Source organism: Actinobacillus capsulatus DSM 19761, assembly GCF_000374285.1.
In the GTDB taxonomy this organism is placed as follows: domain Bacteria; phylum Pseudomonadota; class Gammaproteobacteria; order Enterobacterales; family Pasteurellaceae; genus Actinobacillus; species Actinobacillus capsulatus.
In genome coordinates this window covers 37,175-63,391 of sequence record NZ_KB893934.1, presented here as the reverse complement: position 1 = coordinate 63,391, position 26,217 = coordinate 37,175, and the positions used below count along the sequence as shown (strand labels likewise).

Here is a 26,217-nt window from a genome sequence, read left to right as displayed (position 1 = left end):
CCACTTAACTCATTAAGCTTATAGTTTATGAATATATTTCATGCTTGTTAATAAAATGTTTCATTTTGATTCATAACAAATATGAGATAGATTACCTCTATCAATTAGCAATGAAGCTTAATACAGAGGTAATAATGAGCAATCCATTTCACTACACTATTAAAACACTGAGATTTGATGAAGACTATGCACCCGCTCAAAGCACACGTTTAACAACAAATTTTGCTAACCTTGCTCGAGGAGAAAATCGTAAGAAAAATTTACACAATACCTTACGTATGATTAATAACCGTTTTAATGACTTCGCTCATTGGGATAATCCGAAAAATGATCGTTATGCGGTTGAGGTTGAAATTGTGTCTGCGGATATTGTGATAGAAGGGCAAGAGGAGCATTTCCCTGCGATTGAAATGCTAAAAACCTACATTGTGGATAAGCACACAAATCAACGCATTGATGGCACTGTTGGCAATAGTTTCTCATCTTATGTACGCGATTATGATTTTAGTGTCTGGTTGATCAACCATAATAAAAACCAAGAAAAATTTAGTGTGCCAGCTAATTATGGTGAGTTGCACGGTAAATTGTTCAAATTATTAGTCGATTCAGAAGCTTATCAACAAATTTCGGCTAAAGCTCCTGTATTCTGCTTAAGCGTGGCGAGTACCCGTACTTATACGCAAACCACTAACCACCACCCTATTTTAGGTACGGAATATACTCAAAATACTTATTCATTAACAGATGATTACTTTGCAAAAATGGGGATGAAAGTTCGTTACTTTATGCCACCCAAATCGGTTGCCCCGTATGCATTTTATTTTACCGGCGATTTGTTGAACGATTACTCTAATTTAGAGTTAATCGGCTTGATCAGCACAATGGAAACCTTCCAAAAAATCTATCGTCCAGAAATTTACAATGCTAACTCGGTTGCAGGACAAGTATATCAACCAAGTTTAACCTACCAAGATTATTCATTGACCACCATTGAATATGACCGTGAAGAACGTACGCAATTAGCAATTAAACAAGGCGAATTTACCAATGAACGCTTTATCAAACCGTATCGTGAATTACTAGCGAATTGGGCAAAAACAGAAGTAATTTAATAAGTTAAAGAGAATTTTATGGAAACATTATTACCAACCTCAACCGCTGGCAGCTTGCCGAAGCCTTCTTGGATCGCCGAACCAGAAAAATTATGGTCAGAATGGAAATTAACCGGCGATGATTTACTGCAAGCAAAACGTGATGCGTTACTTGTCTCATTACAGGAACAAATTCAAGCGGGCATTGATATTGTGAGTGATGGTGAGCAAACTCGCCAACATTTTGTGACGACTTTTATTGAACATTTAGAGGGGGTGGATTTTACCAAACGTGAAATTGTACGAATCCGTAACCGCTATGATGCCAGCGTACCAAGCGTAGTCGGTGCAGTACACCGTCCCAAACCAGTTTTTGTTGAAGATGCTAAATTTTTACGCGCTCATACCGATCGCCCTATTAAATGGGCATTACCGGGTCCAATGACGATGATTGATACTCTATATGATGGACATTACAAGAGCCGTGAGAAATTAGCATGGGAATTTGCCACGATTCTTAATCAAGAAGCAAAAGAATTAGAAGCAGCCGGTGTAGATATTATTCAGTTTGATGAACCGGCATTTAATGTATTTTTTGATGAAGTAAACGATTGGGGTGTTGCGGCATTAGAGCATGCCATCGAAGGCTTAAAATGCGAAACAGCGGTACACATTTGCTATGGTTACGGTATTAAAGCCAATACCGATTGGAAAAAAACATTAGGTTCGGAATGGCGTCAATATGAAGAAAGCTTCCCTAAACTACAAAAATCAAACATCGATATTATTTCTTTAGAGTGCCAAAACTCTCGTGTACCGATGGATTTAATCGAGTTGGTACGTGGTAAAAAAGTGATGGTAGGCGCAATTGATGTTGCTACTAACGAGATTGAAACGCCAGAACAAGTGGCGGATACTTTAAGAAAAGCTTTACAGTTCGTTGATGCCGATAAGCTTTACCCTAGCACCAACTGTGGTATGACACCGTTATCTCGCCAAGTTGCCCGTGGCAAATTGCAAGCCTTAAGCGCGGGGGCTGAGATTGTTCGTCAAGAAATTCTGGCTACAAAATAAGGCATAAATAAAAATCCTCGTGCTTGAATATATTCACGAGGATTTTAATCTTTGAACAAGCGTTATTCATAGCAAAAAATTTCCATAAATCGACCGCTTGTATGCCTTAACGCAACACTAAATATTATGCCCAATATTTATCAATTTCAGCACGAATCGCTTCGGCGGTTTGTTTACCTTTTTCACCGACTAAAGCGCGACCGGCAATAAAGGCCTTCGCATTTTTAATTTCTTTAAATAAATGAATTTCTTCCGGTACGATACCACCGGTAATCGATAATTCTAAGCCGAGTGCAGAAAGTTGTTTCATCAGCTCAACGTCTTCCGCCGTCCAACCCTTACCTGCTAATTCCGCATCGCGAGAACGGTGGTAAATCGCTTGTTTTACGCCTAATTCAACCCATTCTTTCGCATCTTTTTCTACTGTCCAGTTGCCGTAAATTTCGATTTGGATTTCTTTCTTCACTTTTAATTCCGGATGTGCCGCATTGAAATCATCCGCTACTTTCTTACATGCCGCTTTAGTTGCCGGATGTGCTGCTGCTGAAACCGTTAACCAGTCTGCGCCCGCTTCAAATGCCATTTTCGCTAAAATCGCTCCACCGTCCGTGGTTTTTAAGTCACATACGATAATATGGTTCGGGTGTAACGCACGTAAAGTTGAAACCGCTTTCATCCCTTCTGCACAGGCAAGAATCGTACCGCACTCAATAATTTCTACTACACTTTCCGCTTGTTTTGCATCTGCAACCGCTTTTTCTAAACTTAATGAATCTAATGCAATTTGAAGTAATGGTTTTGACATATTTTGTTCCTTTTACAAATTTTTAAATGGTACTTTATTCCACTCTCCTGCTGGCGGGAGAGAGACCGCTTGTTGAAGTGTTCAGCAAAACAAGCAGAGAGAGGAAATTTCTAGCCAGCTAACGCCTGATCAATCACAGCATAAACATCTTCTTTAGTTTGGCAACGTAAGATTTTGGCTAAATCTACGCCGGTATCACTGTCCGGATCGTCCAATACTTGAGTAATTTCCATTAGACCTTCCATATGTTTATCCGAATCACTGCCAGCTAAGGTGACAAATACCGAAATAGGCTCATCTTCGCCATCAAAATAAACCGGCTCTTTTAAGGTCACTAAGGCAAACGAGGTTTTAATAACACCTTCTTCCGGACGAGAATGCGGCATCGCAAGACCCGGTGCAAGAATGATATATGGCCCCATTTTTTCAATATTTTCAATAATACTGGTGTAATAACGAGGTTCAATCGCACCTGATTTTTCTAAAACATCCGTGCCTAATTTTATCGCTGCTTTCCAATCTGCCGCGCTTTGATTTAAAAGGATTGAGTTATTTTCGATAAGCGATTCTTTTAACATAGCTTTACTTCCTTTAAGTGGATAGGTTTAAATCAAGGTGACCACCACCCTTTTTGGAAGGTGGTCTTGAGGAACATTTTTCATCTCCCTACGTGCCAACTTGGTGACCACCTCCCTTTTTGGAAGGTGGTCTTGAGGGTTATTGATATTTTTTGATAAGAGCCAATAGCTCTTCACCAAAGGTATTTGGATTTAACATATTTTGTACGCCTAATACCGAGATATGATCATTCGCCACAATCTCATTTTGTAAGTGTTTAGAACATACGATGATATCTACCGAACCGACTTTACCTTTATGGTCGGTTACCGCACATGAATCCATCACATTTGGAATACTGCGTTTATCAAGGTATTGTTTAATTTTCATTTTCATCATCATTGATGAACCTTGACCAGAACCACATACCGCTAAGATACGCACCGCTTTTGTATCACCTTCCGCATTGCTTTCTCTCGTTTGAGCCGGTTCAGCTTCTTGTTCCACCGATTCACCGAAACCGTATAATTGGTCAACGGTTTTACCTTCTGCTTTCGCTCTTACTTCGTCAGCACGTAATTGTTTGCCCGCAAATGCCATATATACAAATGCTAACACGACACATACGAAAGTTGCGCCGGTCGGGCTAAAGAACATACCTTGGATAATCGGTGGAAATAATAACGCCCAGTCCGCCATACCCATCCAGCCATTAAAGCCTGCACCGCCTTCTGTGCTGGTAATTAAGCTTACTACCCACGCAGAACCAAGTACTTCAATAATACCCATCACGAAACAGATTTTCATCACTGCTTTCCAACCACCGAAATGGTTTGCGAATACACCGATTGTTGCGTTAGAGAAGAACATAGGGATAAAGCCCGGAATAATTAATACCGCAGCTGAAGCGTCACCGCCACCGAATTGTTGATAAGCGATTAATCCCCCCACCGCAACAAACTGACCGATAGCACCCCACATGAAACCGAATACCACCGCATTTGGCGAGAATGCATAAGTTGCCGCACAGTCAATTGCTAATACTGCATTTGGAATTAAACGTTCAGAAATCCCTTTAAATGATTCAGATAATTCCGCCACGAACATACGCACACCAAGCACGATAACTTGGATTGCTACCGCAAATTTTAAGCCGGTTTCAAAGATATAAATTGTCCAGTGCGTTTTACCTGCCATTTGTTGTAGGTTATCTAAACCGAATGACATCAGGATAATGCCGAAGAACACCGTCATCACGATCGCTGTTGCAGAGATACTGTCATGGAAAATATGTAACCATTTAGGTAAGTTGAGTTTATCAACCGTTTCTTCTTTTTTACCTAATTTCGGTGCGACTTTTGCCGCTAACCAAGATGCGAATTGTTGTTGGTGACCGATAGAGAAACCCGCACCACCGGTAATTTGTTGGGTTGCTTGGTACATCATATTAGAGAAGATACCCCAATAGAGCGCCATAATGATTGCGGTATATACAACCACTTCCCACGGTTTTGAGCCGAGTACCCAGAACACTACCGCAACTAAGCCTGCTTGTTGGAACATAATATGACCGGTAAGCATAATAGTACGAATACCGGTAAAGTGTCTGAATAATACAAGTAGGATATTAAGAAATAAGGCTAAAATTACTGCATAACCCACATACGCATAAGCGTCACCCATGGTGCTCATTGTAGCTTGCCAACTTGTATATGGGTCAATCACCGCACCTTTAAGGTTATGGTATTTAGATAAACCTTCGATAACCGGTTTAAAGTTTTGCACAAGCGTACCTGAACCGACTTGTACCAACATAAAACCAACGATCGTTTTAATGGTACCTTTAAGAATGGTGGTTGAATCTTTTTTTAGGAAAATGTAACCGATACAAGCGACAAGACCGAGTAACAATGGCGCTTTCGAAAGTATCTGGTCATTGATTGCCATAAAGATACTCATTACTGTATCCATAGTGAGCCTCTCTTTTATATGTTGAGTAAGAATGATGAGATTTGGAAGATCTCGTTATTTTTAGATTGGTTAAGTTAAAGATTAAAATATATAGGCATATCTATACCTACAGAACAAATGATAAACAGTTATTGCACCTCAAAAAAGATTATTTTTGATTATTTGTGAACAAGATCACACTTTATTTTTCATTTTTCTGACTTTTGTGCTCACTTGTTAAAAACATGTATAATTTATTTCCTTTCCCAACAACCATAAAACAATATAACCTATTGATTTTATTAGGAATCAATTGTTTGTTAAAAATAGCCCTATCCTATAAACAAAATAAAAATAATTTGCATCCATGCAAAAAACACAAAAAAATTAGAGGTAGATCACATTTTTGACAAAAAGCGTTTTACAAAAAAATATGATTACTTATGATTGTAAGTGATTAATTTTTTCATCTCTTCCTTTTACACAAACTAGGAGTTTACTATGGCGAACGTTAATGAAATCACACGTGAAAGTTGGATTCTTTCTACCTTCCCTGAATGGGGGACTTGGCTAAACGAAGAAATTGAAGAAGAAGTGGTACCGGAAGGTAACTTCGCAATGTGGTGGCTAGGTTGCGTAGGCGTGTGGATTAAAACACCTGCAGGTGCAAACATTTGTATGGACTTATGGTGTAGTCGTGGTAAGTCTACTAAAAAAGTAAAAGATATGGTGCGTGGTCACCAAATGGCGAATATGGCGGGTGTGCGTAAATTACAGCCGAATCTACGTGCGCAACCTATGGTATTAGACCCGTTTGCAATTAACGAAGTGGATTTTATTCTTGCGTCTCACTATCACAGCGACCATATTGATGTAAACGTTGCAGCAGCTATCGTAAACAATCCTAAGTTAAATCATGTGAAATTTGTTGGTCCATGGCACTGCGGTGAATTATGGAAAAAATGGGGCGTGCCAGAAGATCGTATCATCGTAGTAAAACCGGGTGATGTCGTAAAAATTAAAGACGTAGAAATTCACGCATTAGATTCTTTCGACCGTACTTGTTTAGTGACCTTACCGGTGGAAGGTGCGGAAGAACGTGGCGGCGAATTAAAAGGTTTATGCCCGTCTGACGAAGAAATGGGTCGCAAAGCGGTAAACTACGTTTTCAAAACACCGGGCGGTAATATCTATCACGGTGCAGACTCACACTACTCAATCCAATTTGCGAAACACGGTAAAGAATTCGATATTGACGTAGCGTTAAATAACTATGGTGAAAACCCGGTGGGTATCGCAGATAAAATGACCTCTATCGACTTACTCCGTATGGCGGAATGTTTACGTGCGAAAGTCATTATTCCGGTACACCACGACATTTGGACAAACTTTATGGCAAGTACGCAAGAAATCATTGATTTATGGCGTATGCGTAAAGATCGCTTACAATACAAATTCCATCCATTTATTTGGGAAGTTGGTGGCAAATATGTTTATCCGCGCGATAAAGACTTAATTGAGTACCACCACCCACGTGGCTTTGATGATTGCTTTGAGCAAGAACCAAATATTCAATTTAAATCTATGCTTTAATTGAAGTAAAGCCACTCTTAATTCGAATTAGGAGTGGCTTCTTTAGTAATTGTTCATGATTTAAAACGTGATAAGAATGAAAAGGAAAATAGTCATGAATGAAAGTTTTAGACATAAGAAATTATTAGCCATGTTAGAAGCAAGACAAATGCTTTCTACCTTGGAAATTATGAATCTTTTAAATATTTCGCCGGCAACCGCCAGACGAGATATTAATAAATTAAGCGAACAGAAAAAATTACGCAAGGTGCGTAACGGTGCGGAAGCAATCGACACACAGCATTCGTTAGAAAAAGATAAACCAATTAATAATTTTGAAGAAAAACGTCGCATTGCCGAAGCAGCAAGCAAGTTATGCCGAGAAGGTGACAGCGTTCTTCTTACATGTGGCTCGACCATGCAATTGCTCGGGCAAGCGTTATGCGGACAAAAATTGCAAATTATTACCAATTTTCTACCGCTTGCGAATTATCTGATCGAGCACCAACACGAAGACATCGTGATCATGGGCGGACAATACAATAAAAATAAAAAAATCACCCTATCGCTCAATCAACAAAATGAATTTACTTATGCGGCAAATATTATGTTTACCAGCGGCAAAGGCTTTACCCATGAAGGTTTATTTAAAACCGATATGATTATCGCTAATTCCGAAGCGCAAATGTCATCAAAGGCGAATAAATACGTAGTCTTGCTGGATAGCACTAAACTCGGCACGGAAATCGGTATGCTGTTTAGAGAGATTAGTCAGGTCGATTTACTGATCACCGGTAAAGAAGCTGACCCGAAAATCATTCAAGCGATTCGCGATAAAGGACTAGAAGTAATCCTTGCATAGTAACATTTAGAAAAACCATCAAAACAAGCGGTTAAATTTACCTGATTTTTTACCAAAAGCATCATTCAAACCAGGGGATGAATATGAGAAAACATAAACTCGGTATCTATGAAAAAGCATTGCCAAAACATATTTCTTGGCAAGACAGGCTTTCTATTGCTAAAGCATGCGGTTTTGATTTTGTGGAAATGTCTGTTGATGAAACGGATGAACGCCTAGCTCGCTTAGATTGGACAAAAGAACAACGTATAGAATTAGTCAAAGCGATCATCAATACCGGTGTAACAATTCCGTCAATGTGTTTATCCGGTCACCGCCGTTTTCCGTTCGGATCTCGTGACGAAGCTACACGTCAAAAAGCCTATGAAATCATGGAAAAAGCAATCCAACTTGCGGTGGATTTAGGTATTCGTACCATTCAATTAGCCGGTTACGACGTGTATTACGAAGAACAAGATGAAGGCACGATTGAACGTTTCCAACAAGGCTTAGAATGGGCAACCGAGCTGGCGGCAAGTAACCAAGTTACTCTCGCAGTCGAGATTATGGATACCAAGTTTATGAGTTCGATTAAACGTTGGAAAAAATGGGACAAAATTATCAAATCGCCATGGTTTACCGTCTATCCGGATATCGGTAATGTTTCGGCTTGGAATGATGATATTGAAGTGGAATTTGCCTTAGGCATCGATAAAATCTCGGCGATTCATTTAAAAGACACGTATAAAGTGACCGAAACGTGTAAAGGGCAATTCCGTGACGTGCCGTTCGGTGACGGCTGTGTTGACTTTAAAGGCTTCTTTGAAATTCTCGCCAAATTAAATTATCGCGGTGCGTTCTTGATTGAAATGTGGACGGAAAAAGCGGAAGAGCCAATTGCAGAAATTATTAATGCTCGCCGTTGGATTGAACAAAAAATGAAAGAGGGTGGTTTCCAATGTTAACAGAATTATCTCCAAAATTACTGGCAATGCGTGATCGCGTATTTAAAGCAAATCTTGAATTACCAAAATACAAATTAGTCACTTTCACTTGGGGCAATGTGAGTGAAATCGACCGTGAAACCGGTTACGTTGCAATTAAACCTTCCGGTGTGGAATATGAAACAATGAAGCCGGAAGATATCGTGTTTGTCGATTTGCAAGGTAACAAAGTATTCGGCGATAAAAAACCTTCGTCTGATACCGCAACCCATTTAGAGTTTTATCGCCAATTCCCGAATATCGGCGGTGTAGTGCATACTCATTCACGCCATGCAACCGCATGGGCTCAAGCCGGTGAAGATATTCTTGCTTTAGGTACAACACAAGGCGACTATTTCTATGGTTCCGTACCTTGTACACGTCGTATGACACCGGAAGAAATTGCTGGCGAGTACGAATTAGAAACCGGTAAAGTGGTGGTGGAAACCTTCCGTAAACGTGGTATTAATCCGGATATGGTACCGGGCGTATTAGTCCACTCACACGGGCCTTTCACTTGGGGTAAGGATGCGCATGATGCGGTACATAATTCCGTCGTGTTAGAAGAAGTGGCGTATATGAACTTCGTTAGCCACCAAATTCGTCCGAACATCGGTTCAATGCAACAAGAATTACTTGATAAACATTACCTACGCAAACACGGTGCGAATGCGTATTACGGTCAATAAGCTTTTTTGACATTGTGTGTGTTTAAGCGGTCAAATTTGCAGAATTTTTTGCAAATTTGACCGCTTTTTTATCAGCTATTTCTGAATTAAATAGCGTAAAGTCGATCCATCTTGCTCCACGCTTAATAAGGTATAACCGTGATTTTTAACATCTACGGGAATATTATTAATCGACTGAGCACAATCACTTAACACCTCCAACACTTCGCCTGATTTTAACGTTGGCATCGTTTCTAAAGTTGCAATCGCCGGATAGGGACAAGGTTCACCGAGCATATCCAAAGTGTAATCCGGTATAATTTCCGAAGGGTGTTTATCTTGTTGTTGAATTACTGTAAAAGCCATAATGTTTTCCTTATTTCTTAATCACGACAAGCGTTATGCCGTTGTATCACGCTGAGTTGCTGCCAAGCGAGCTTTTGCTTTGCGAATAAAGCGTTTTTCCCACCAAACCACAAACACTAAACAAGCAATCATTAAGCCGTAATTGAGTAATAACCCCGAGATAGGTCCAAATGATTTCAATAAATTGATTTTTTCATAATCTAACGCCAATACCGGTGCGAGACTATCCCACCAATATGCCAGTAGGGTTGAGCCGGCGACATTACCGACGCCCACCCACATAAAATGAACTTGTCCTTCCATCGCTCGATACATCCAGCCGGTTTCACAACCGCCAGCAACGACAATACCGAATCCAAATAACAAGCCACCGATCACTGCGTTTGGCCCCGCCCACATAATTTTCGGACTCGCACCAAGCTGAATATAACTAAATACACAAATCGTACTAATCAACATGCCATAGATAATCGCCTTACCTATATAAGCACGGCCGGTTGCCCACAAGTCACGAAAGGCGGAAGTAAAACAAATTTGCGCCCGCTCAATTAACAAACCGAAGCCTAAACCGAATAACATTGCAAAACCTAATTTGATTGAACTTTGCATCACATAGAAAGAAGTAATCAACCAAATGGCAAAGATCAACATACCGAATCTAAAACGGCGTTTAGCTTGCTGGGGATCAGCCTGCTCTACTTTGCCCGCGCCTTTTTTGAGTTTCAACGGCGGACGAAATATCGGCAGTAAGGTAAATTTTACCCCTGCATAAGAGCCGATAGCAGTGGTTAATGTGAAAAACCAGGCATGTAATGAAAACTGAGGAATACCGGTAAATAACGAAGCTAAATTACAACCCATGGCTAAACGTGCCCCAAAGCCGGCTAATGCGCCGCCGATTAACGCTTGCGCAATACGAATCCGATTTTGCGGCATCCGAATCTTGATATTGTTTGCCCATAACGCAGCGGTAATACAGCCGGCAAACATCCCCAGAATCATCAACCCGTCAATGCGGCTGAAGATCGTACCGTCTAAACCAATTATTTTGTAATAGCCCCAGTCTGAGACATTTACCCCCATAGACTCTAGAATTTCTCCGCCCCAACGAGTGAACTCTCCCGTCACTGCCCAATATGTGCCGGTTAACCCGAAATAATAAGCAGAGAGAATGCCCGCAGCAATGACCGCCGCAGTCGGGTTCCAAAATCTAATCAGATAATCTTGTTTGAATTGTTGCCAAATTTCTAACATAAAATTTCCTAAGCAAAATATGAAGAAAGGCAAGCAGGTATAACGATGAATAAATAGAATTGCGCCTAAAGCGACGATTGGATTTGCTCATTTCCTATACACAAAACTTGCGATATAAATAAATGATGTCAAAAGACGTATAAATTCTAATCTTTTTAATTCCATTGTCAATTTAGGCGTAAAAAAGCCCCGAGCTTATTTTACTCGGGGCTTGGTTTTCATATAGCAAGCGGTCAAATTCCGCCGCTTTTTTGCAAATTACAAGATATCTAATAACTCCACTTCGAAAATTAAGGTTGCAAACGGAGGAATTGATGCGCCTGCGCCACGTTCACCGTATGCTAACTCTTGTGGAATAGTTAAACGCCATTTTGAACCGACTGTCATTAATTGTAACGCTTCAGTCCAACCTTTGATTACCCCCCCCACTGAGAATTCCGCCGGTGTACCACGTTTTACAGAGCTGTCGAATACCGTACCGTCAATTAAAGAACCAGTGTAATGTACACGGACTGTGCTATCTGCTGTTGGTTTTGCACCTGAGCCTTCAGTTAATACTTCATACTGTAAACCAGACTCAGTCACCACAACGCCTCTTGCTTTCTTGTTTTCTTCTAAGAATGCTTTGTTGTCCGCTTCAATGGCTTTAAACGCTTCCGCTTGCGCTGCTTCTGCACGAGCGCCTAATTCTTGTAACGCTTTCGTCACTTCGTTAAGATCAATCACCGGTGGATTTTGATTTAACACATCGTTGATACCTCGTGCAACCGCTTCGGCATCCACTTCCATACCGCTACCTAATAATTGTTGACCGATTTGTAAACCGATACCGTAGCCACCTTTTGCTTCTGTGCTTTCTAAAGTAACTGCGTTGAAATCTAATGCCATTTATTGTTTCCTTTTTTGTTAAAAATATAAAGACATTTAATGTTATGAGGTAATTTTTGAAAATACAAGCCTGATAACAAAGAAAGCGGTCAAATTTGGCAAATTTTTTGCTAAATCCAACCGCTTGATTCGTATTGAGTTTAAATTAAAAACTTAAGTACGGTGCAACTTTTTGAATGGTTGCTTCACCAATACCAGAAATGTTTGACAATTCCGCTGCATTTTTGATTTTGCCAACCTTGTTACGGTAATCAATAATTGCTTGTGCTTTCGCTTCGCCAATGCCGCTTAATGTTTGTAATACTTTCACATCCGCTGTATTCACATTTACTTTTGCCGATGCAGGCACTTTTGTGACTGCCGATTTTATTGCCGCCACTTTTTCAGCAGTACTTGCTTTCACTGCCGTTGTTTTCTCTGCTGCTTGCGCTTTCACTTTTTCTTTAGCATTTGTTTTCACCTCATCCAATGCATTCGCTTTAGACGTCTTTAACGCTTCTTTTGCGTTGGTTACTTTATCTGTCGCAGCTGCTTTTACTTTCTCTAAGTTTTCTTTTGTCGCAGCCACTTGCGTTTTAGCTGTTGCTAAAGTTTCTTTTGCGGTCGGCGCTTTATTTGCTACCAAATTTTTTGCATTAGTTAACGCCGAGGTCTCTGAGTTTTTAGCTTGCCTCATTTGATTGGTTACAGTACTTTTAGCGCTATCTTCTACAGAGGTTAACGGATTTGTCGTCTCTGCGAATGAAGTTGCAGAAACAGCCATTGTCACGCCTAAAACGAAAAGAGTTTTTAATGATTTCATAATTTGCTTCCTATAAATGTTACGAATATACAAATGGGGAAAGTCGAGAAGCCGGCTCAACCTAAACTGAACACTAAGACTGAATGCAAAAATATTAGTTCAAGTTTATTCGCCGGCTGAATGAATATTGTACAGCATTTTATGTAAAATTTTGTTCTAATAATGACCTTTTCACCTATCATTAAGATAAGCAATAAAATGAGAGTGACAGGATAAAAATAATGAATATAAATAACGAATTATCGCAAGCAATTTTAGCTACCGTGCAGCAAGAAGTTGTGCCTGCATTAGGTTGTACCGAACCCGTTTCTTTAGCCTTAGCAGCAGCCGTTGCTCGCCAATATTTAGGAGCATTACCGGAACATATCAAAGCTAAAGTTTCGCCTAACTTGATGAAAAACGGAATGGGCGTGACCGTACCCGGTACGGGTACTGTTGGTTTAACAATGGCGGCAGCCATTGGCGCAATTGGTGGCGATCCGAACGGTGGTTTAGAAGTATTAAAACAAATTACCACTGAGCAAGTTGCACTCGCTAAACAGATGATTAGCGAGCATAAAATTGAAGTCAGCATTTCCGATACCGATCATATCCTCTATTCCGAAGCAACTTTGTTTAATGCGGATCAGCAAGTAAAAGTACGCATCGCCGCTCACCATACCAATGTGATTTATATTGAGAAAAACGGCAAATTACTGTTTTCCAAACCTTGTGCTGTGGAAAACGAAAATGCAGAGAATGTCTTTGCAAACCTGACCGCAAAAGATATTTATGATTTTTCCTTAAATATAGCGCTAGAAAAGATTCGCTTTATTCAGCAAGCAGCGATTTTAAATAGCGCGCTTTCACAGGAAGGATTGAGTCAAGATTACGGTTTACATATCGGACGTACCTTGCAAAAACAAATCGGCAAAGGATTAATTAGTGATGACTTGTTAAATCGCATCGTGATTGAAACCACTGCTGCCAGCGATGCACGCATGGGCGGCGCAAATTTACCAGCGATGAGTAATTCTGGTTCGGGTAATCAAGGTATTACTGCAACAATGCCGGTTGTAGTGGTTGCTCGTCATTTAGCAGCAAGCGAAGAACAGCTGATTCGTGCGTTATTTCTTTCACATTTAATGGCGATTTATATTCATAGCAAATTACCGAAACTCTCTGCGTTATGTGCAGTAACCACGGCAGCAATGGGCAGTTGTGCCGGTGTAGCGTGGTTGTTGACTGGTAAATTTGAAACGATCAGTATGGCAATCAGCAGTATGATTGGCGATATCAGTGGCATTATTTGTGACGGTGCGGCAAATAGCTGTGCGATGAAGGTATCAACGAGTGTGAGTTCCAGTTATAAATCAATTTTAATGGCGTTGGATGATACCCAAGTGACCGGCAACGAAGGGATTGTTGAACATCAAATTGACCGTTCGATCAACAACCTTTGTGCGATCGCTTCTCGTAGTATGCAATATACTGATCGTCAAGTAATCGAAATAATGGTGAGTAAACCTAAAACGCTCTAAACATCTTCTCATAAAATCATAGCGCTAATCTTATTACATTAGCGCTATACTCTTAACGTCGAACTCCATAATCAAAATTACAAATTATATACAATTTCATATTAACTTTTGATACTTATGGAAAAAGTGATTCATAATTGAGCAATTGTAAATTTTTAAATATAATCTATAGACTCTTTTTTGATCGATGCAGGGTACTCGAAACGGGTGCTTAGAATTATCAATAAAATTGTCTCATCTTCATTTTCAATGGCTTTTTTAGGAGCGCTTAGTGGTCAGCTGCTTATTCATACGGATGGGCACAAGCTTATTTCTACGGATTTTCATGGTGATATGCAGATGTCGGCGCAGGTAACGTAGCTCGCAGTTTAGGCTATGTGTTATATATTACTTTAATAATAAATCGTCATATCGGTAACATAAATATTCATACGGCAATCAACTTGTACAAAGTCACGAAAATTATGTGATGATTTTCATCTATGCTTACTTCGTGCTATTTGCCTTCCTGGTCGGCTACTTACGTCCACATTTTAAAACCCGTTTTGATATACTCAAAGTAGATCACAATATGTACTAGCCAAATATAACAAGACCTTTATCTTGTCGAAAGAACTTAGAATTGATAACGATGATTTTTATCTCTATGAATTAGTGCCTAACCACCAATTAGATCATGTTCAAATGGCTTGTATTAATTACCCGTTTTAAGCCGTAAAAAAACGGTTAGATTCTGCAAAAATATTGCAAAATTTAACCGCTTGTTTAATACATTACGTTAGTTCTTCATTGATTGAACCGGAGCAGGAATACGCCCGCCACGATTCACAAACACTTCGCATGAGCCTTCTTTAACCGGCATAATCGGTGCATAACCGAGTAAGCCGCCGAATTCTACACTTTCACCTACATCTTTACCGGTGACCGGAATAATGCGAACCGCCGTGGTTTTGCTGTTGATCATACCGATTGCCGCTTCATCAGCGATAATACCCGAAATGGTATGTGCTGGCGTTTTACCCGGTACGGCGATCATATCTAAACCGACCGAACAAACGGCTGTCATCGCTTCCAGTTTATCTAGGGTTAAAATACCGCTTTCTGCAGCTGCAACCATCCCTTCGTCTTCCGAAACCGGAATAAATGCGCCACTTAAGCCCCCCACAGAACTGGACGCCATCATACCGCCTTTTTTCACCGCATCATTTAATAATGCTAAAGCAGCTGTCGTGCCATGTGTGCCACACACGCTTAAACCCATTGCTTCTAAAATACGTGCGACGGAATCACCGATTGCTGGTGTCGGTGCGAGTGATAAATCTAAAATACCGAACGGAATACTCAGCATTTTTGACGCTTCTTGACCAATTAATTCACCGACACGAGTAATTTTAAACGCTGTTTTCTTCACCACTTCCGCCACTTCGGTCAGTGTGGTTGCATTTGAATTTTCTAACGCTTCTTTCACCACGCCAGGGCCGGAAACCCCAATGTTAATAATCGCATCCGCTTCGCCCGAGCCATGGAATGCACCCGCCATAAACGGATTATCTTCCACCGCATTACAGAACACCACGATTTTGGCGCAACCAAAACCTTCCGGCGTAATATCAGCGGTACGTTTAATCGTTTCACCGGCAAGTTTTACCGCATCCATATTAATACCGGCTCGGGTTGAGCCGATATTAATTGAGCTACATACGATATTGGTAGTTTTCATCGCTTCCGGAATTGAGCGGATCAATACTTCATCGGAGGGTGACATACCTTTTTGTACTAATGCGGAAAAACCGCCGATAAAAGATATACCGATAGCTTTTGCCGCACGGTCAAGAGTTTGTGCGATAGAAACATAAGAATCCGCTTTAGTTGCCGCAGCAATTTGTGCGATAGGGGTGACAGAAATACGTTGATTAACGATAGGTACGCCGTATTTGGCAGATAGGATTTTGGCAGTTTCGACTAAGTCTTTGCCGATGGTGGTAATTTTTTGATAAATATTTTGGTTTAATTGGTCGATATCGGCGCTGATACAATCGTGTAAATCTATACCGATCGTAATGGTTCGCACATCAAAGTTTTGGTCGGCGACCATTTTTATCGTTTCAATAATTTCGCTGGATTGAATACTCATTTCGCCACTCCCTTAAATACGGTGCATAGCTTTGAAAATTTCTTCGTTTTGGATACGAATATCTAATGCAAGTTTTTTACTTTCTTGCGTAAAAAACTCCGCTAATTGTGGGAATGACTTTTCACATTTTGTTGTATCCACCAGAATCACCATCGTGAAAAAGTCATCCATTAATTGTTGGCTGATATTCACGATATTGATTTGATTTTCCGCTAAGATCTTCGATACATCGTACACGATACCTACACGGTCTTTACCAATAACAGTAATCACTGAATTGCTCATTGTTGCTTCCTCGAGTTTGCATATTATTAAATAGGAAGAATGAGTATAGCGCTGTTTCAATTATTTGACTAGATATTGCGCAAACGTTTGCGCAAAAAAAGGAAAAAACCACGGAATAAATCCGTGGTCACCTTTTAGACTAAATCGAATAATAAGAACTCAACATCGCTATCGGTTTGAATCGTGAGTAATTGTTCGGCACGAATACCTAACGCATCACTGGTTTCAAGCAATGTACCGTTTACGCTTAATTGACCTTTTACCACTTGTAGCCAATATGAACGGTTGCTATCCAATTCAATTCGCGCATTTTTATTGGCTGTATATTGATAACGCCATAATTTCATATCTTGATAAATCTTAAATGAACCTTGTTCGGCAGTCGGCGATAAAATTAACGTACCACCCTCACGATCGGCAAATTTATCTTGATTATAACGAGGCGTTACGTCTTTTTGATTCGGAATAATCCAAATTTGATAAAGATGTAGCGTTTCCTCTAAATCCGGGTTCATTTCCGAATGAAAAATGCCCGTACCTGCCGACATAATTTGGAATTCGCCCGCTTTCACTTCCGTTTGGTTGCCCATACTGTCTTTGTGGGCAACACGTCCGTTTAATACATAAGTGAGAATTTCCATATTATCGTGCGGATGCATACCGAAACCGCGAGCCGGTGCGATAAAGTCTTCGTTAATCACACGCAAATGTGAAAAATGGATATGTTTCGGATCATAATAGTTGGCAAAAGAGAATGTGTGATAACTTTCTAACCAATCGAATGAACCGTCACCTCGTTCATTTGCTTTTCTTACTTGTAACATTTTAAATTCCTTATACTTTGCAAATTTTTGCGGCAATTTAACCGCTTGTTAATAGTGCGCATTGTAATACCGCCCTTATGAGTAAATAAATATATGTATTATTGAATAACTATTTACTTTTGGTTGATAATATTCTTATTGCAAATGAATATCACAATTATTAATTGCCAATAACTATCATATAATCAGATTCGATTAGTTTTAACTATTGAAACCAATCACACTTATCAGTGATAACAATTAGACAACATCACGACTTTTACTCATAATTTGCCCAGTTAAATGATGAAAAAGAAAACAATAGGAGTATAAATTATGACAAATAAAACGATTACCTTCCCAGTCTTAAAATTAAACACTCAAACACAAGAATTAAGCGCAGATATCAATAAAAATGCTACTCACACTGTTCCCGGCTTAACTGTTTCTACCGGTCATTTAATTGCTGATGCGCTACAAATGCGCTTACAAGGTTTAAATGAATTATCAATGATCTTAAAACATGCACACTGGAACGTTGTCGGCCCAAATTTTGTTGCGGTACACGAAATGTTAGACAGCCAAGTGGATGAAGTGCGTGATTTTGTTGATGAAATTGCAGAACGTATGGGCGGCATTAGGCGTTGCGCCGAATGGCTTATCAGGCAATTTAGTTGCAACACGTCAAACGCCTGAATATCCGTTAGGTCGTGCTACAGCGCAAGACCACTTAAAAATGATTGATTTATATTACTCGCACAATATCGAAGCACACCGTGTGGTACTTGAACATAACGGCCATCTAGATCCAATTAGCGAAGATTTATTAGTCGCACAAACTCGTGCATTGGAAAAATTACAATGGTTTATCCGCGCACACTTAGATAACGGCAGTGGTAATATCTAGTTAAAAATTGAACAAATCCCTCTAAGTAAGCGGCTAGTTGTTGCAATATGCAAACAATTAGCCACTTTTTATGACCTACCTCTCATTCTGAAATTAAGCCAATTTACATCTCCAATTTTTTAGAGTATGGTATTTCTTAGTATTTTAGTAAGGTATTAATATGCTGACTAAAATCAATATCAACACAACTTAACTAACATGGAGCTTCAATATGGCTGAACAAATCGTGCCTTCAAATGATGCAATTCTAAAAGCAGTACAAGATACTCTCGTGATTTCAACCACCGATTTACAAGGTGTGATTACCTATGCGAACGATTTATTTTGCAAACTTACCGGTTTTTCACGTGAGGAATTAATCGGTCAACCGCATAACATCGTACGCCATCCGGCAGTCGCAAAAGAAGTTTATAAAGAGATGTGGGATACCATTCAAGCAGGAAAAATCTGGACAGGTATTGTGCCGAACTGCGGAAAAGGCGGCGTTGTTTATGTGGTAGATACGACAGTTCAACCGATGTTTGATGAAGCGGGTAATATTACCGGCTATATTAGCGTGCGTCGCGTGATTAACGACTTAATGGATAATTTCGAAGCTGTTGAGTTATCAAAAGAAATTTACGACGAATTCTACGATAAATAATTTGCTTAAGCGTACGCAATCTCTCCTGCGTACGCTTTTTAGTTCAGGGGAATATTTAATGCAATCTATTTCTCATGTCCATATTGCTTACGGTTCAGAATCAGGTAATGCAGAACAACTCGCTCAGCAGCTTGCACAACAACCCTTTCTACAACCATATCAGCCAACTATCGCAACACTAAACGAGACCGAACTCACTCACTTAGAGCCACAGAGCCTGTTATTAATCATTACCAGTTCGTTTGGTGACGGTGAACCGCCAGAGAATGCGGAAGATTTCATTGAAAATTTCCTTGCAAATTCGACCGCTTATCAAGGGCGTTACGCCATTTTTGGTTTAGGTGATGTCAGTTATGATAAGTTTTGCGGTTATAGTCGCAAACTCGACCAATTCTTTCAAACGCAACAATTACCCGCATTGATTGAACGAGTGGATGCCGATCTAAACTATCAGGAAATTTTTAAACACTGGCTCCCGTTACTTGAGCAAGCGCTGAATAAACCGGAGGCTGCGCCACTAACACACGAACTCTCCGTGAAAGTGTATGATGAAAACCAAACCTATGCGGCACAAGTATTAGAGATTCAGCGATTAGCGCAGTCCGAACCGGCGGTTTATCACCTACGCTTATCGCTTGAAAATAGCGGCATTTTTTACCAAGCCGGCGATTTAATTTATGTGCAAGTTCAACAGCCGGATGATTTACTCAATATGTTCGTCCAATGGTTTGGCGATGACAATGCGGCACAGCAATTACGCCATAAAGAATTGCGCCTATTAACTAAAAACGTATTAAGAGATCTAGCAAAAATTTGTTCGAATCATGCGTTAAAAGAGTTACTTAAAATTGCCAATAAAAAAACGCTTGAACAATATCTTTACGGACATGATTTACTCGATGTGTTGCGTGATTTTGACCCACAAAAAACCATCTCCCTTGCTGATCTGCAAGCTATTTTGCCGAATCTTACCGCTCGCGCCTACTCTATTAGCTCTTGCGGTAAAACGCATCCGGAATATGTCGACTTATGTATTCGCCAAGTACAATACCAGCTTGCTGACCGCCAATATTACGGCACGGCAAGCTGTCATTTGGCACAATTACAAGCAGGTGATTTTGTACAAATTTTTGCAAAAGCAAATCCTCACTTCCACTTGCCGGAAAATGATAAACCGATTGTGATGATTGGCTCTGGCACCGGCATTGCGCCTTATATCGGCTTCTTACAAAATCTTGCAGCACAAACATCCGCTCGACAAACGTATCTGTTCTTCGGCGAACGGTATGCAGAGAAAGATTTTCTATACCAAACCGAATTGGAAAACTATCTGAAAGCCGGCACGCTGACCCAGCTTTTCACCGCATTTTCTCGTGATCAAGCGGAAAAATGCTATGTACAAGACGCATTGGCACAACAAGCCGCATTAATTTGGCAATTAATCGAGCAAGGCGCTTATTTCTACGTATGCGGCAGCAAAACGATGAGTAAAGCGATTGATGAAACATTATTGAATGTTGCGGCACAGGTTGGAAATCAGCCGTATGTCGATGCGTTCAATAATATTGTTGCACAGCTTGTGGCGGACAAGCGTTTGTTCCGAGACGTGTACTAACCGGTAAAATAAACAAGCGGTCAAATTTGCAAAAAATCTTACAAATTGAACCGCTTGTTATATTTGCCCGCAAAGCATCCGCTATGGAATATCATACCCTTGTGAGGCGAAATAAACATTGATCCACTCCTCTTCGGTAAACGTAATATCTAATGCGCGGACCGCACTTTCAACTCGGGCAATTTGTCCGGAGCCAATAATCAGCATAATCTTCGCCGGGCGTGCTAAAAGCCAAGCGTAACTCAACACATCCAATCGTTGTTCGCCGTATTTTTCACCAATTGCACGCAACGTTTCTGCTACACGTAAACGTCTCTGATCTTGATTAAATATTTGACCACCAGCAAGTGGTGACCAAGCCATTGGACGAATCCGTTTTTCCAATAAGAAATCTAGCGAACCCTCATCAAACAGCGCTAATTGTAATGGAGAAATTTCAATTTGATTGGTCACTAAAGGTAGGGAAAGATAAGATTGCAACATTGAAAATTTAGCAGCTCCTATCTACTCTTGTTCAAATAACAGTCAGTGTACACCCGCTCATTTATTTACTCTATGCTTCTTGATATATCAATTTAGATAAAAAAATACCTTTAGCGCATTGCAAATCGCTAAAGGTATTTATGTCTCTCTAAGTATTACAGCAATAATGCCGAACCCCATTTAATAATATCGAAGAAAAATTTATTGTCATTCGTTGCAATACTATCACCGCTTTTCGCATCGGTTTTAACTTCTTCAACCATTCCGCTCTTATACTGACCCTTGACCACAGCTAAGTCATCTTTTGCTTGTGCGCGTAGCGTTTTACACTGTTTATTACTCATCTTATCTACATCGGCCGGCGAATTTTTAAATTTCTTAAATTGATATTGTGCATAGCCCATAGACTTCTCATCGCCTTGCACGATCTTCACGTATTGTTCGCCAATCACTTCTTCCAACGGATAGAAGAAAACATACTGTGAATGAATATAGGCATCTTCTTTAGAAAAATGCGCTTGCTGAATGCGTGTTAGATTCGGATAAATACACTGAGAAGCTTGTTCACTTAACGCTACCCAACGTTGTGCATCCTGATCCGATAATACATAATCGGCATTCGCAAATTCACCCGGAAATGCTTCTTGTTGTACCGATTCACCTGAGAATGAACAGCCTACGGTCAACACTGTCATTCCGACTAACATAATTTTTTTTAACATGGTTAACCTTGAATTAATCTAAATAAAGATGGCTGATTGTAGCATTTAGCAATAAATGCGCAAATAAGCGGTCAAATTTACCTATTTTTTACATATTTAACACAAAGCCCTCTACAAAGAGAGGGCTTTATCTATATGGCACTATTATTTAACTAATTCGCCTTTCGCCTGTAAATCTGCATGATATGAAGAACGAACAAACGGGCCGCAAGCAGCGTGTTCGAAACCCATTTTTTCTGCTTCGCTACGGAACATATCAAACTCTTCCGGCGGTACGTAACGTTCTACTTTTAAGTGATGACGACTCGGTTGTAAATATTGACCGATAGTCAACATCGTTACGCCATGATCACGTAAATCTTGCATTACTTCTAAAATTTCTTCGTTGGTTTCGCCAAGACCTACCATTAAACCTGATTTTGTCGGAATATCCGGGAATTCTTGTTTGAAGATTTTAAGTAGCTCAAGCGACCATTTGTAGTCTGCGCCCGGACGCACTTCACGGTATAAACGTGGCACGTTCTCAAGGTTGTGGTTAAACACATCTGGCGGATTTTGTTTTAAAATGGCAACCGCTTGTTCTACACGCCCACGGAAGTCCGGTACTAAAATCTCTACTTTACATTCCGGATTTAGCGCTTTGATTTCACGTACGGTTGCCGCAAAATGCGCCGCACCGCGATCAGCTAAGTCATCACGGTCAACCGAAGTAATTACCACATATTTTAGCTTCATATCTTGGACGGTTTCCGCCACTTTACGCGGCTCTTCCGGATCTAACGGTAACGGTTTACCGTGTGCAACATCACAGAACGGACAACGACGAGTACAGATGGCGCCCATAATCATAAAAGTTGCCGTACCGTGGTTAAAACATTCGTGCAAGTTTGGGCAAGACGCTTCTTCACACACAGAATGTAAGCCATGACGGCGCATACCGTGCTTGATACTATCAATTTTTGCCGAAGCCGCCGGTAATTTAATTTTCATCCAACTTGGTTTTGGTAATAACTCTTGGTCAGGGTCAATATTACGCACTTGGATTACAGAAGTTTTGGCTGCGTCGCGATATTTAACGCCACGCTCCATTTTAAATGCTTCCATTTTTGTAGGCTTAGTGCCTGTAGCAGTTGTCATTAAGTTCTATCCTTTTCTATGCAATTTAAAGGGCGGAGATAAACCCCGCCCCTACACAGATCTTACAATTCTGATAATCTTTTTATTAACGGGCAAATGCCTTACGAACATTATTTGTTAACAATTTGTTGATTATTATACCCTAAAATGTTGCAAAAGTGAGCTACTAATTTAGGGGAAACGAAATCACATTGCGCTTCTGCTTCCGCAATATAATCTTTCAATTGTGCCATTTCCAATCCGGCATAGCCGCACGGATTAATATTTCTAAACGGCGTTAAATCCATATTCACATTAAATGCCAAGCCATGAAACGAGCGACCTTGGCGAATGCGTAACCCTAACGAACAAATTTTCTTACCGTCAATATACACGCCCGGTGCATCCGGTTTTGGATAACCTTCAATCCCATAATCCGCTAATGTTTTAACCACACATTGTTCTAAAGCAGTAACAAGATCTCGTACCGATACCTCTTTGCCCTGTGCTTTTAAACGCTTGATATCAATCAGCACATACATAATCTGCTGCCCTTCGCCGTGGTAAGTAATTTGTCCGCCACGATCAGTTTGCACTACGGGGATATTAGTTGGGTTTAACAGATGTTCCGGTTTACCGGCAGAACCTTGGGTAAATACAGCCGGATGCTGAACGAACCAGATTTCATCCGCGGTATTTTCATCACGAGTATCGGTGAAATCTTGCATTTTGTGCCAGATTTCTTCATACGGCTGCACGCCAAGTTGGCGAATGATGAGTTGATTCATTAGATTATCTCCGTCTGGGAAAAAGGTTCTTATAAAACCATTCTCACGCCGGCGATTTTAGCAAGCTCGGTATAAAGTGTTTCAACTTGATCAATATGCTCCGCTACAATATCAATTGAAACGGAATTATAAGTCCCTTTTGAGCTACGTTGCTGACGTGGGTTATAATCACCTTTTGCGTGAATTTGCGTTACCGCCACTACATCATTCACTAAATCTTCACGATGCGTCCCCACTACTTTAAACGTAAATGAGCATGGGAATTCTAATAAATCTTTTAATTTTGCTTGGGGTAAATCTTGTAGGTTTACTGTTCTTGATTGTGTCATATTTATATCCTTTTCTCTCTTTTGCTATTAAGATCAAGCGGTATGATTTTGCAAATTTTTTGCGAAATCATACCGCTTGTTAATTTATCGCCTGAATATGGGGGCGATTTTGAATATTACAAGTTAACAGAAATTAGTCGAATAAACTCTTAACCGTTAATACGACCCAGTCCCATGCTTTGCCGAAAATGCCTGCTTCAGGCACATCTTGTAGTACTTGTAAATCACTGCTTGCAACGTCTTTACCGTCTAATTGATAAATCACTTTACCGATTACCTGACCTTTAACTAAAGGTGCTTCAAGGTTCTTACGTTCAAGTTCATAACGTGCTTTTAAGTCTGAAGCTCTACCTTTTGGTACAGTTACAAAACTGTCTTGAATTGAACCTAACTGTACTTTATCTGCTTCGCCATAATAAACGTTTTGTTCGGAAACCGCTTGACCTGCCGGTAATGATTTAATCGTTTCAAAGTTTGCAAAGCCCCATTGTAACAACTTTTTGCTTTCAACTTCACGGCCTTTATAGGTTCCTACACCCATTACTACCGAAATCAAACGGGTATTGCTGTTGGTTGCCGACGCGACTAAGTTATAGCCCGCTTGGCTAGTATGACCGGTTTTCATACCGTCCACATTCATCGTTTTGTCCCACAATAAACCGTTACGGTTTGGCTGTGGTTTTTTAATGTTGTATTTAAATTCTTTTTCTGCGTAAATCTTATATTCTTCCGGCTGATCACGAATAATATGCGCACCGAGAATTGCCATATCACGTGCTGAAGAATATTGGTTTGGCTCATCTAAGCCGTGTACAGTTGTAAAGTGGGTATTTTTAAGACCAAACTGCTGTGCAAATTTATTCATTTGGTCGATAAAGGCTTGCTGTGAACCTGAAGTATGTTCTGCTAATGCCACCGCAGCATCATTACCTGACACAATAATCAAACCACGCATTAAATCTTCAACAGATACTTGCGTATTTAAATCTAAAAACATTAATGATGAGCCGGGGAATTTTTGTGCCCAAGAATTCTCAGTCACCGTCACCATATCACTGTTTTTCACTTTACCTTGTTTAAGCGCGTCACCTACCACATAACTTGTCATCATTTTAGTTAACGATGCCGGATATTGGCGCTGATCAGGATTTAAACTTGTTAAAACATTGCCTGAGTTATAATCCATTAAGATATAACTTTGCGCATTTAATTGCGGTGCCGAAATACCGAAATCCACATTTGCGTCAGCAACGGCAAATTGGGAAAAAACTAAAGCACAAAGACCTACTGATTTAAATAATGTTTTTTTCATATAAAAGCATCCAATCCTTCAGGAAATGACAGGTTATATAACGTAAGCAAGGGTTTGTTGATTACTCAACAAACCCTAATGCAAGAAAAGCTAAACGATTAACCTTCTTCTCTTACTACTTGAGTATTTTTCTTGTTTTTATTTAGCACTGCTAATTTGACGTGAGCCGTTCCGCTATTGTGCATTCCTAATTGGCGAGCAGCCGCTTTAGATAAATCCACTATGCGAGCGTGTGCATAAGGCCCTCGATCATTTACTCGTACCACAACTGAACGTCCGTTACGCATATTGGTCACTTCTACTAAAGTGCCAAACGGCAACGTTTTGTGTGCTGCGGTCATCGCTGAATTGCTAAATCTTTCGCCGTTTGCAGTACGGCGGCCGTTAAATTTATCTGCATAGTAGCTTGCGATGCCAGACTGATAATGGCTACGTGCAGTATTTTTATGTAATTCTTTAAGCGTTCTGCTTTTAACTAGTGCGATTTTATTCGCTCTCGCTTTTGCCACTAAAGCGGCGTGCTTTACTGATTTTTGTGCAGTTTTAGCAATTAAATACTTCTTTACTGCGCTAGGTTTTGCGTGTTTGGTTGCTGCAACAGAATTCAATGATCCGAATGTTAAGAATCCAGCTAACAACAGGGTTACCATTTTACTTAATCGCATAAGTTTTCCTCATTTAGATATCGTACTGTGTAACGATGTGTTT

General features: G+C 40.2%; 25 protein-coding genes and 3 pseudogenes. 11 read left to right on the top strand and 17 right to left on the bottom strand.

Features of this window, described 5'->3' with window-relative positions:
• The first annotated feature begins 134 nt into the window (after positions 1-134).
• A complete protein-coding gene (locus tag C228_RS0104550; protein WP_018651506.1) occupies positions 135-1,112 on the top strand; it encodes a putative oxygenase MesX in 978 nt (325 codons plus the stop codon).
• Between the two features lie 18 nt (positions 1,113-1,130).
• The gene (locus C228_RS0104545; protein WP_018651505.1) at positions 1,131-2,165 is read left to right on the top strand and encodes a methionine synthase; all 1,035 of its coding nucleotides are present in this window, start codon (positions 1,131-1,133) and stop codon (positions 2,163-2,165) included.
• Positions 2,166-2,289: 124 nt separating this feature from the next.
• Here the strand turns inward: C228_RS0104545 and C228_RS0104540 are convergent, their stop codons facing one another.
• The 3 genes from C228_RS0104540 to C228_RS0104530 form a co-directional block, all read right to left on the bottom strand.
• The gene (locus C228_RS0104540) at positions 2,290-2,970 is read right to left on the bottom strand and encodes a 3-keto-L-gulonate-6-phosphate decarboxylase UlaD (RefSeq protein ID WP_018651504.1); all 681 of its coding nucleotides are present in this window, start codon (positions 2,968-2,970) and stop codon (positions 2,290-2,292) included.
• Positions 2,971-3,080: 110 nt separating this feature from the next.
• The gene (locus tag C228_RS0104535) at positions 3,081-3,548 is read right to left on the bottom strand and encodes a PTS sugar transporter subunit IIA (protein ID WP_018651503.1); all 468 of its coding nucleotides are present in this window, start codon (positions 3,546-3,548) and stop codon (positions 3,081-3,083) included.
• Between the two features lie 139 nt (positions 3,549-3,687).
• Positions 3,688-5,499 (bottom strand): PTS ascorbate-specific subunit IIBC, encoded by a 1,812-nt coding sequence (locus tag C228_RS0104530; RefSeq protein ID WP_026313189.1) that lies wholly within the window; start codon positions 5,497-5,499, stop codon positions 3,688-3,690.
• Positions 5,500-5,979: 480 nt separating this feature from the next.
• On the opposite strand from C228_RS0104530, the gene ulaG reads away from it, so the two are divergent.
• The 4 genes from ulaG (at position 5,980) to C228_RS0104510 (ending at position 9,563) form a co-directional block, all read left to right on the top strand.
• Positions 5,980-7,071 carry an L-ascorbate 6-phosphate lactonase gene (gene ulaG, locus C228_RS0104525; protein ID WP_018651501.1) on the top strand — a complete coding sequence of 364 codons (1,092 nt, stop codon included), beginning with the start codon at positions 5,980-5,982 and terminating at the stop codon, positions 7,069-7,071.
• A 94-nt stretch (positions 7,072-7,165) separates the two neighbouring features.
• Positions 7,166-7,912: an HTH-type transcriptional regulator UlaR gene (ulaR, locus tag C228_RS0104520; RefSeq protein WP_018651500.1), complete on the top strand. Its 747-nt coding sequence runs from the start codon at positions 7,166-7,168 to the stop codon at positions 7,910-7,912.
• Between the two features lie 83 nt (positions 7,913-7,995).
• Positions 7,996-8,856, top strand: coding sequence for an L-ribulose-5-phosphate 3-epimerase (locus C228_RS0104515; protein ID WP_018651499.1), 861 nt, complete (start codon positions 7,996-7,998; stop codon positions 8,854-8,856).
• Positions 8,850-9,563, top strand: coding sequence for an L-ribulose-5-phosphate 4-epimerase (locus C228_RS0104510; protein ID WP_005609131.1), 714 nt, complete (start codon positions 8,850-8,852; stop codon positions 9,561-9,563). Before C228_RS0104515 ends, C228_RS0104510 begins: the two co-directional genes overlap by 7 nt.
• Positions 9,564-9,638: 75 nt before the next feature.
• On the opposite strand, the gene yedF is transcribed toward C228_RS0104510, so the two are convergent.
• The 4 genes from yedF to C228_RS0104490 form a co-directional block, all read right to left on the bottom strand.
• A complete protein-coding gene (yedF, locus tag C228_RS0104505; RefSeq protein ID WP_018651498.1) occupies positions 9,639-9,908 on the bottom strand; it encodes a sulfurtransferase-like selenium metabolism protein YedF in 270 nt (89 codons plus the stop codon).
• A 33-nt stretch (positions 9,909-9,941) separates the two neighbouring features.
• The gene (gene yedE, locus C228_RS0104500) at positions 9,942-11,162 is read right to left on the bottom strand and encodes a selenium metabolism membrane protein YedE/FdhT (protein ID WP_018651497.1); all 1,221 of its coding nucleotides are present in this window, start codon (positions 11,160-11,162) and stop codon (positions 9,942-9,944) included.
• Positions 11,163-11,420: 258 nt separating this feature from the next.
• A complete protein-coding gene (gene bamJ / locus C228_RS0104495; RefSeq protein WP_018651496.1) occupies positions 11,421-12,050 on the bottom strand; it encodes a BamJ family beta-barrel-assembly machinery protein in 630 nt (209 codons plus the stop codon).
• 145 nt (positions 12,051-12,195) lie between these two features.
• On the bottom strand, positions 12,196-12,852 hold the full coding sequence (locus C228_RS0104490; protein WP_018651495.1) for a helix-hairpin-helix domain-containing protein: 657 nt from the start codon (positions 12,850-12,852) through the stop codon (positions 12,196-12,198).
• Positions 12,853-13,073: 221 nt separating this feature from the next.
• Between C228_RS0104490 and C228_RS0104485 the strand changes: the two genes are divergently transcribed.
• Together C228_RS0104485 and C228_RS14770 are read left to right on the top strand one after the other, a co-directional pair.
• Complete coding sequence (locus C228_RS0104485; RefSeq protein WP_018651494.1) at positions 13,074-14,372, top strand: L-cysteine desulfidase family protein; 1,299 nt, start codon at positions 13,074-13,076, stop codon at positions 14,370-14,372.
• Between the two features lie 207 nt (positions 14,373-14,579).
• Positions 14,580-15,083: pseudogene (locus C228_RS14770) on the top strand (hypothetical protein).
• 67 nt (positions 15,084-15,150) lie between these two features.
• Here C228_RS14770 and C228_RS0104480 read toward each other — a convergent pair.
• The 3 genes from C228_RS0104480 to C228_RS0104470 form a co-directional block, all read right to left on the bottom strand.
• Complete coding sequence (locus C228_RS0104480) at positions 15,151-16,506, bottom strand: PFL family protein (RefSeq protein ID WP_018651493.1); 1,356 nt, start codon at positions 16,504-16,506, stop codon at positions 15,151-15,153.
• 12 nt (positions 16,507-16,518) lie between these two features.
• Positions 16,519-16,791 carry an ACT domain-containing protein gene (locus C228_RS0104475; protein WP_015674133.1) on the bottom strand — a complete coding sequence of 91 codons (273 nt, stop codon included), beginning with the start codon at positions 16,789-16,791 and terminating at the stop codon, positions 16,519-16,521.
• Positions 16,792-16,925: 134 nt separating this feature from the next.
• Positions 16,926-17,615: a pirin family protein gene (locus tag C228_RS0104470; RefSeq protein WP_018651492.1), complete on the bottom strand. Its 690-nt coding sequence runs from the start codon at positions 17,613-17,615 to the stop codon at positions 16,926-16,928.
• A gap of 315 nt (positions 17,616-17,930) precedes the next feature.
• On the opposite strand from C228_RS0104470, the pseudogene C228_RS13295 reads away from it, so the two are divergent.
• From C228_RS13295 to C228_RS0104455, 3 genes and pseudogenes are all read left to right on the top strand, one after another.
• A pseudogene (locus C228_RS13295) lies at positions 17,931-18,501 on the top strand (Dps family protein).
• Between the two features lie 211 nt (positions 18,502-18,712).
• Positions 18,713-19,144, top strand: coding sequence for a PAS domain-containing protein (locus C228_RS0104460; RefSeq protein ID WP_015674136.1), 432 nt, complete (start codon positions 18,713-18,715; stop codon positions 19,142-19,144).
• 58 nt (positions 19,145-19,202) lie between these two features.
• The gene (locus C228_RS0104455; RefSeq protein WP_018651491.1) at positions 19,203-20,759 is read left to right on the top strand and encodes a diflavin oxidoreductase; all 1,557 of its coding nucleotides are present in this window, start codon (positions 19,203-19,205) and stop codon (positions 20,757-20,759) included.
• Positions 20,760-20,840: 81 nt separating this feature from the next.
• On the opposite strand, the pseudogene C228_RS13290 reads toward C228_RS0104455, so the two are convergent.
• The 7 genes and pseudogenes from C228_RS13290 to C228_RS0104420 form a co-directional block, all read right to left on the bottom strand.
• Positions 20,841-21,254 (bottom strand): annotated as a pseudogene (locus C228_RS13290) (aldo/keto reductase); the annotation flags it as partial.
• A gap of 143 nt (positions 21,255-21,397) precedes the next feature.
• Positions 21,398-21,964 (bottom strand): DUF5358 domain-containing protein, encoded by a 567-nt coding sequence (locus tag C228_RS0104445; protein WP_018651489.1) that lies wholly within the window; start codon positions 21,962-21,964, stop codon positions 21,398-21,400.
• A gap of 144 nt (positions 21,965-22,108) precedes the next feature.
• A complete protein-coding gene (gene lipA / locus C228_RS0104440) occupies positions 22,109-23,101 on the bottom strand; it encodes a lipoyl synthase (RefSeq protein WP_018651488.1) in 993 nt (330 codons plus the stop codon).
• A 110-nt stretch (positions 23,102-23,211) separates the two neighbouring features.
• Positions 23,212-23,868: a lipoyl(octanoyl) transferase LipB gene (lipB, locus tag C228_RS0104435; protein WP_018651487.1), complete on the bottom strand. Its 657-nt coding sequence runs from the start codon at positions 23,866-23,868 to the stop codon at positions 23,212-23,214.
• A 29-nt stretch (positions 23,869-23,897) separates the two neighbouring features.
• A complete protein-coding gene (gene ybeD, locus C228_RS0104430; RefSeq protein WP_018651486.1) occupies positions 23,898-24,197 on the bottom strand; it encodes a DUF493 family protein YbeD in 300 nt (99 codons plus the stop codon).
• Positions 24,198-24,330: 133 nt separating this feature from the next.
• Positions 24,331-25,509: a D-alanyl-D-alanine carboxypeptidase family protein gene (locus tag C228_RS0104425; RefSeq protein ID WP_018651485.1), complete on the bottom strand. Its 1,179-nt coding sequence runs from the start codon at positions 25,507-25,509 to the stop codon at positions 24,331-24,333.
• A 98-nt stretch (positions 25,510-25,607) separates the two neighbouring features.
• Positions 25,608-26,174, bottom strand: a complete 567-nt coding sequence (locus tag C228_RS0104420) for a septal ring lytic transglycosylase RlpA family protein (protein WP_018651484.1) — start codon at positions 26,172-26,174, stop codon at positions 25,608-25,610.
• Between the last annotated feature and the right edge of the window lie 43 nt (positions 26,175-26,217).

Bases quoted from the DNA above. Each gene is read 5' to 3' on its own strand.
- C228_RS0104530 (WP_026313189.1), bottom strand. From the start codon at position 5,499: ATGGATACAGTAATGAGTATCTTTATGGCAATCAATGACCAGATACTT.
- C228_RS0104545 (WP_018651505.1), top strand. From the start codon at position 1,131: ATGGAAACATTATTACCAACCTCAACCGCTGGCAGCTTGCCGAAGCCT.
- C228_RS0104540 (WP_018651504.1), bottom strand. From the start codon at position 2,970: ATGTCAAAACCATTACTTCAAATTGCATTAGATTCATTAAGTTTAGAA.
- C228_RS0104470 (WP_018651492.1), bottom strand. From the start codon at position 17,615: ATGTTACAAGTAAGAAAAGCAAATGAACGAGGTGACGGTTCATTCGAT.
- C228_RS0104475 (WP_015674133.1), bottom strand. From the start codon at position 16,791: ATGAGCAATTCAGTGATTACTGTTATTGGTAAAGACCGTGTAGGTATC.
- ybeD (WP_018651486.1), bottom strand. From the start codon at position 24,197: ATGACACAATCAAGAACAGTAAACCTACAAGATTTACCCCAAGCAAAA.
- yedE (WP_018651497.1), bottom strand. From the start codon at position 11,162: ATGTTAGAAATTTGGCAACAATTCAAACAAGATTATCTGATTAGATTT.
- C228_RS0104550 (WP_018651506.1), top strand. From the start codon at position 135: ATGAGCAATCCATTTCACTACACTATTAAAACACTGAGATTTGATGAA.
- ulaR (WP_018651500.1), top strand. From the start codon at position 7,166: ATGAATGAAAGTTTTAGACATAAGAAATTATTAGCCATGTTAGAAGCA.
- C228_RS0104420 (WP_018651484.1), bottom strand. From the start codon at position 26,174: ATGCGATTAAGTAAAATGGTAACCCTGTTGTTAGCTGGATTCTTAACA.
- C228_RS0104535 (WP_018651503.1), bottom strand. From the start codon at position 3,548: ATGTTAAAAGAATCGCTTATCGAAAATAACTCAATCCTTTTAAATCAA.
- C228_RS0104445 (WP_018651489.1), bottom strand. From the start codon at position 21,964: ATGTTAAAAAAAATTATGTTAGTCGGAATGACAGTGTTGACCGTAGGC.
- lipB (WP_018651487.1), bottom strand. From the start codon at position 23,868: ATGAATCAACTCATCATTCGCCAACTTGGCGTGCAGCCGTATGAAGAA.
- lipA (WP_018651488.1), bottom strand. From the start codon at position 23,101: ATGACAACTGCTACAGGCACTAAGCCTACAAAAATGGAAGCATTTAAA.
- C228_RS0104510 (WP_005609131.1), top strand. From the start codon at position 8,850: ATGTTAACAGAATTATCTCCAAAATTACTGGCAATGCGTGATCGCGTA.
- bamJ (WP_018651496.1), bottom strand. From the start codon at position 12,050: ATGGCATTAGATTTCAACGCAGTTACTTTAGAAAGCACAGAAGCAAAA.
- C228_RS0104515 (WP_018651499.1), top strand. From the start codon at position 7,996: ATGAGAAAACATAAACTCGGTATCTATGAAAAAGCATTGCCAAAACAT.
- C228_RS0104460 (WP_015674136.1), top strand. From the start codon at position 18,713: ATGGCTGAACAAATCGTGCCTTCAAATGATGCAATTCTAAAAGCAGTA.
- yedF (WP_018651498.1), bottom strand. From the start codon at position 9,908: ATGGCTTTTACAGTAATTCAACAACAAGATAAACACCCTTCGGAAATT.
- C228_RS0104455 (WP_018651491.1), top strand. From the start codon at position 19,203: ATGCAATCTATTTCTCATGTCCATATTGCTTACGGTTCAGAATCAGGT.
- C228_RS0104485 (WP_018651494.1), top strand. From the start codon at position 13,074: ATGAATATAAATAACGAATTATCGCAAGCAATTTTAGCTACCGTGCAG.
- C228_RS0104480 (WP_018651493.1), bottom strand. From the start codon at position 16,506: ATGAGTATTCAATCCAGCGAAATTATTGAAACGATAAAAATGGTCGCC.
- C228_RS0104490 (WP_018651495.1), bottom strand. From the start codon at position 12,852: ATGAAATCATTAAAAACTCTTTTCGTTTTAGGCGTGACAATGGCTGTT.
- C228_RS0104425 (WP_018651485.1), bottom strand. From the start codon at position 25,509: ATGAAAAAAACATTATTTAAATCAGTAGGTCTTTGTGCTTTAGTTTTT.
- ulaG (WP_018651501.1), top strand. From the start codon at position 5,980: ATGGCGAACGTTAATGAAATCACACGTGAAAGTTGGATTCTTTCTACC.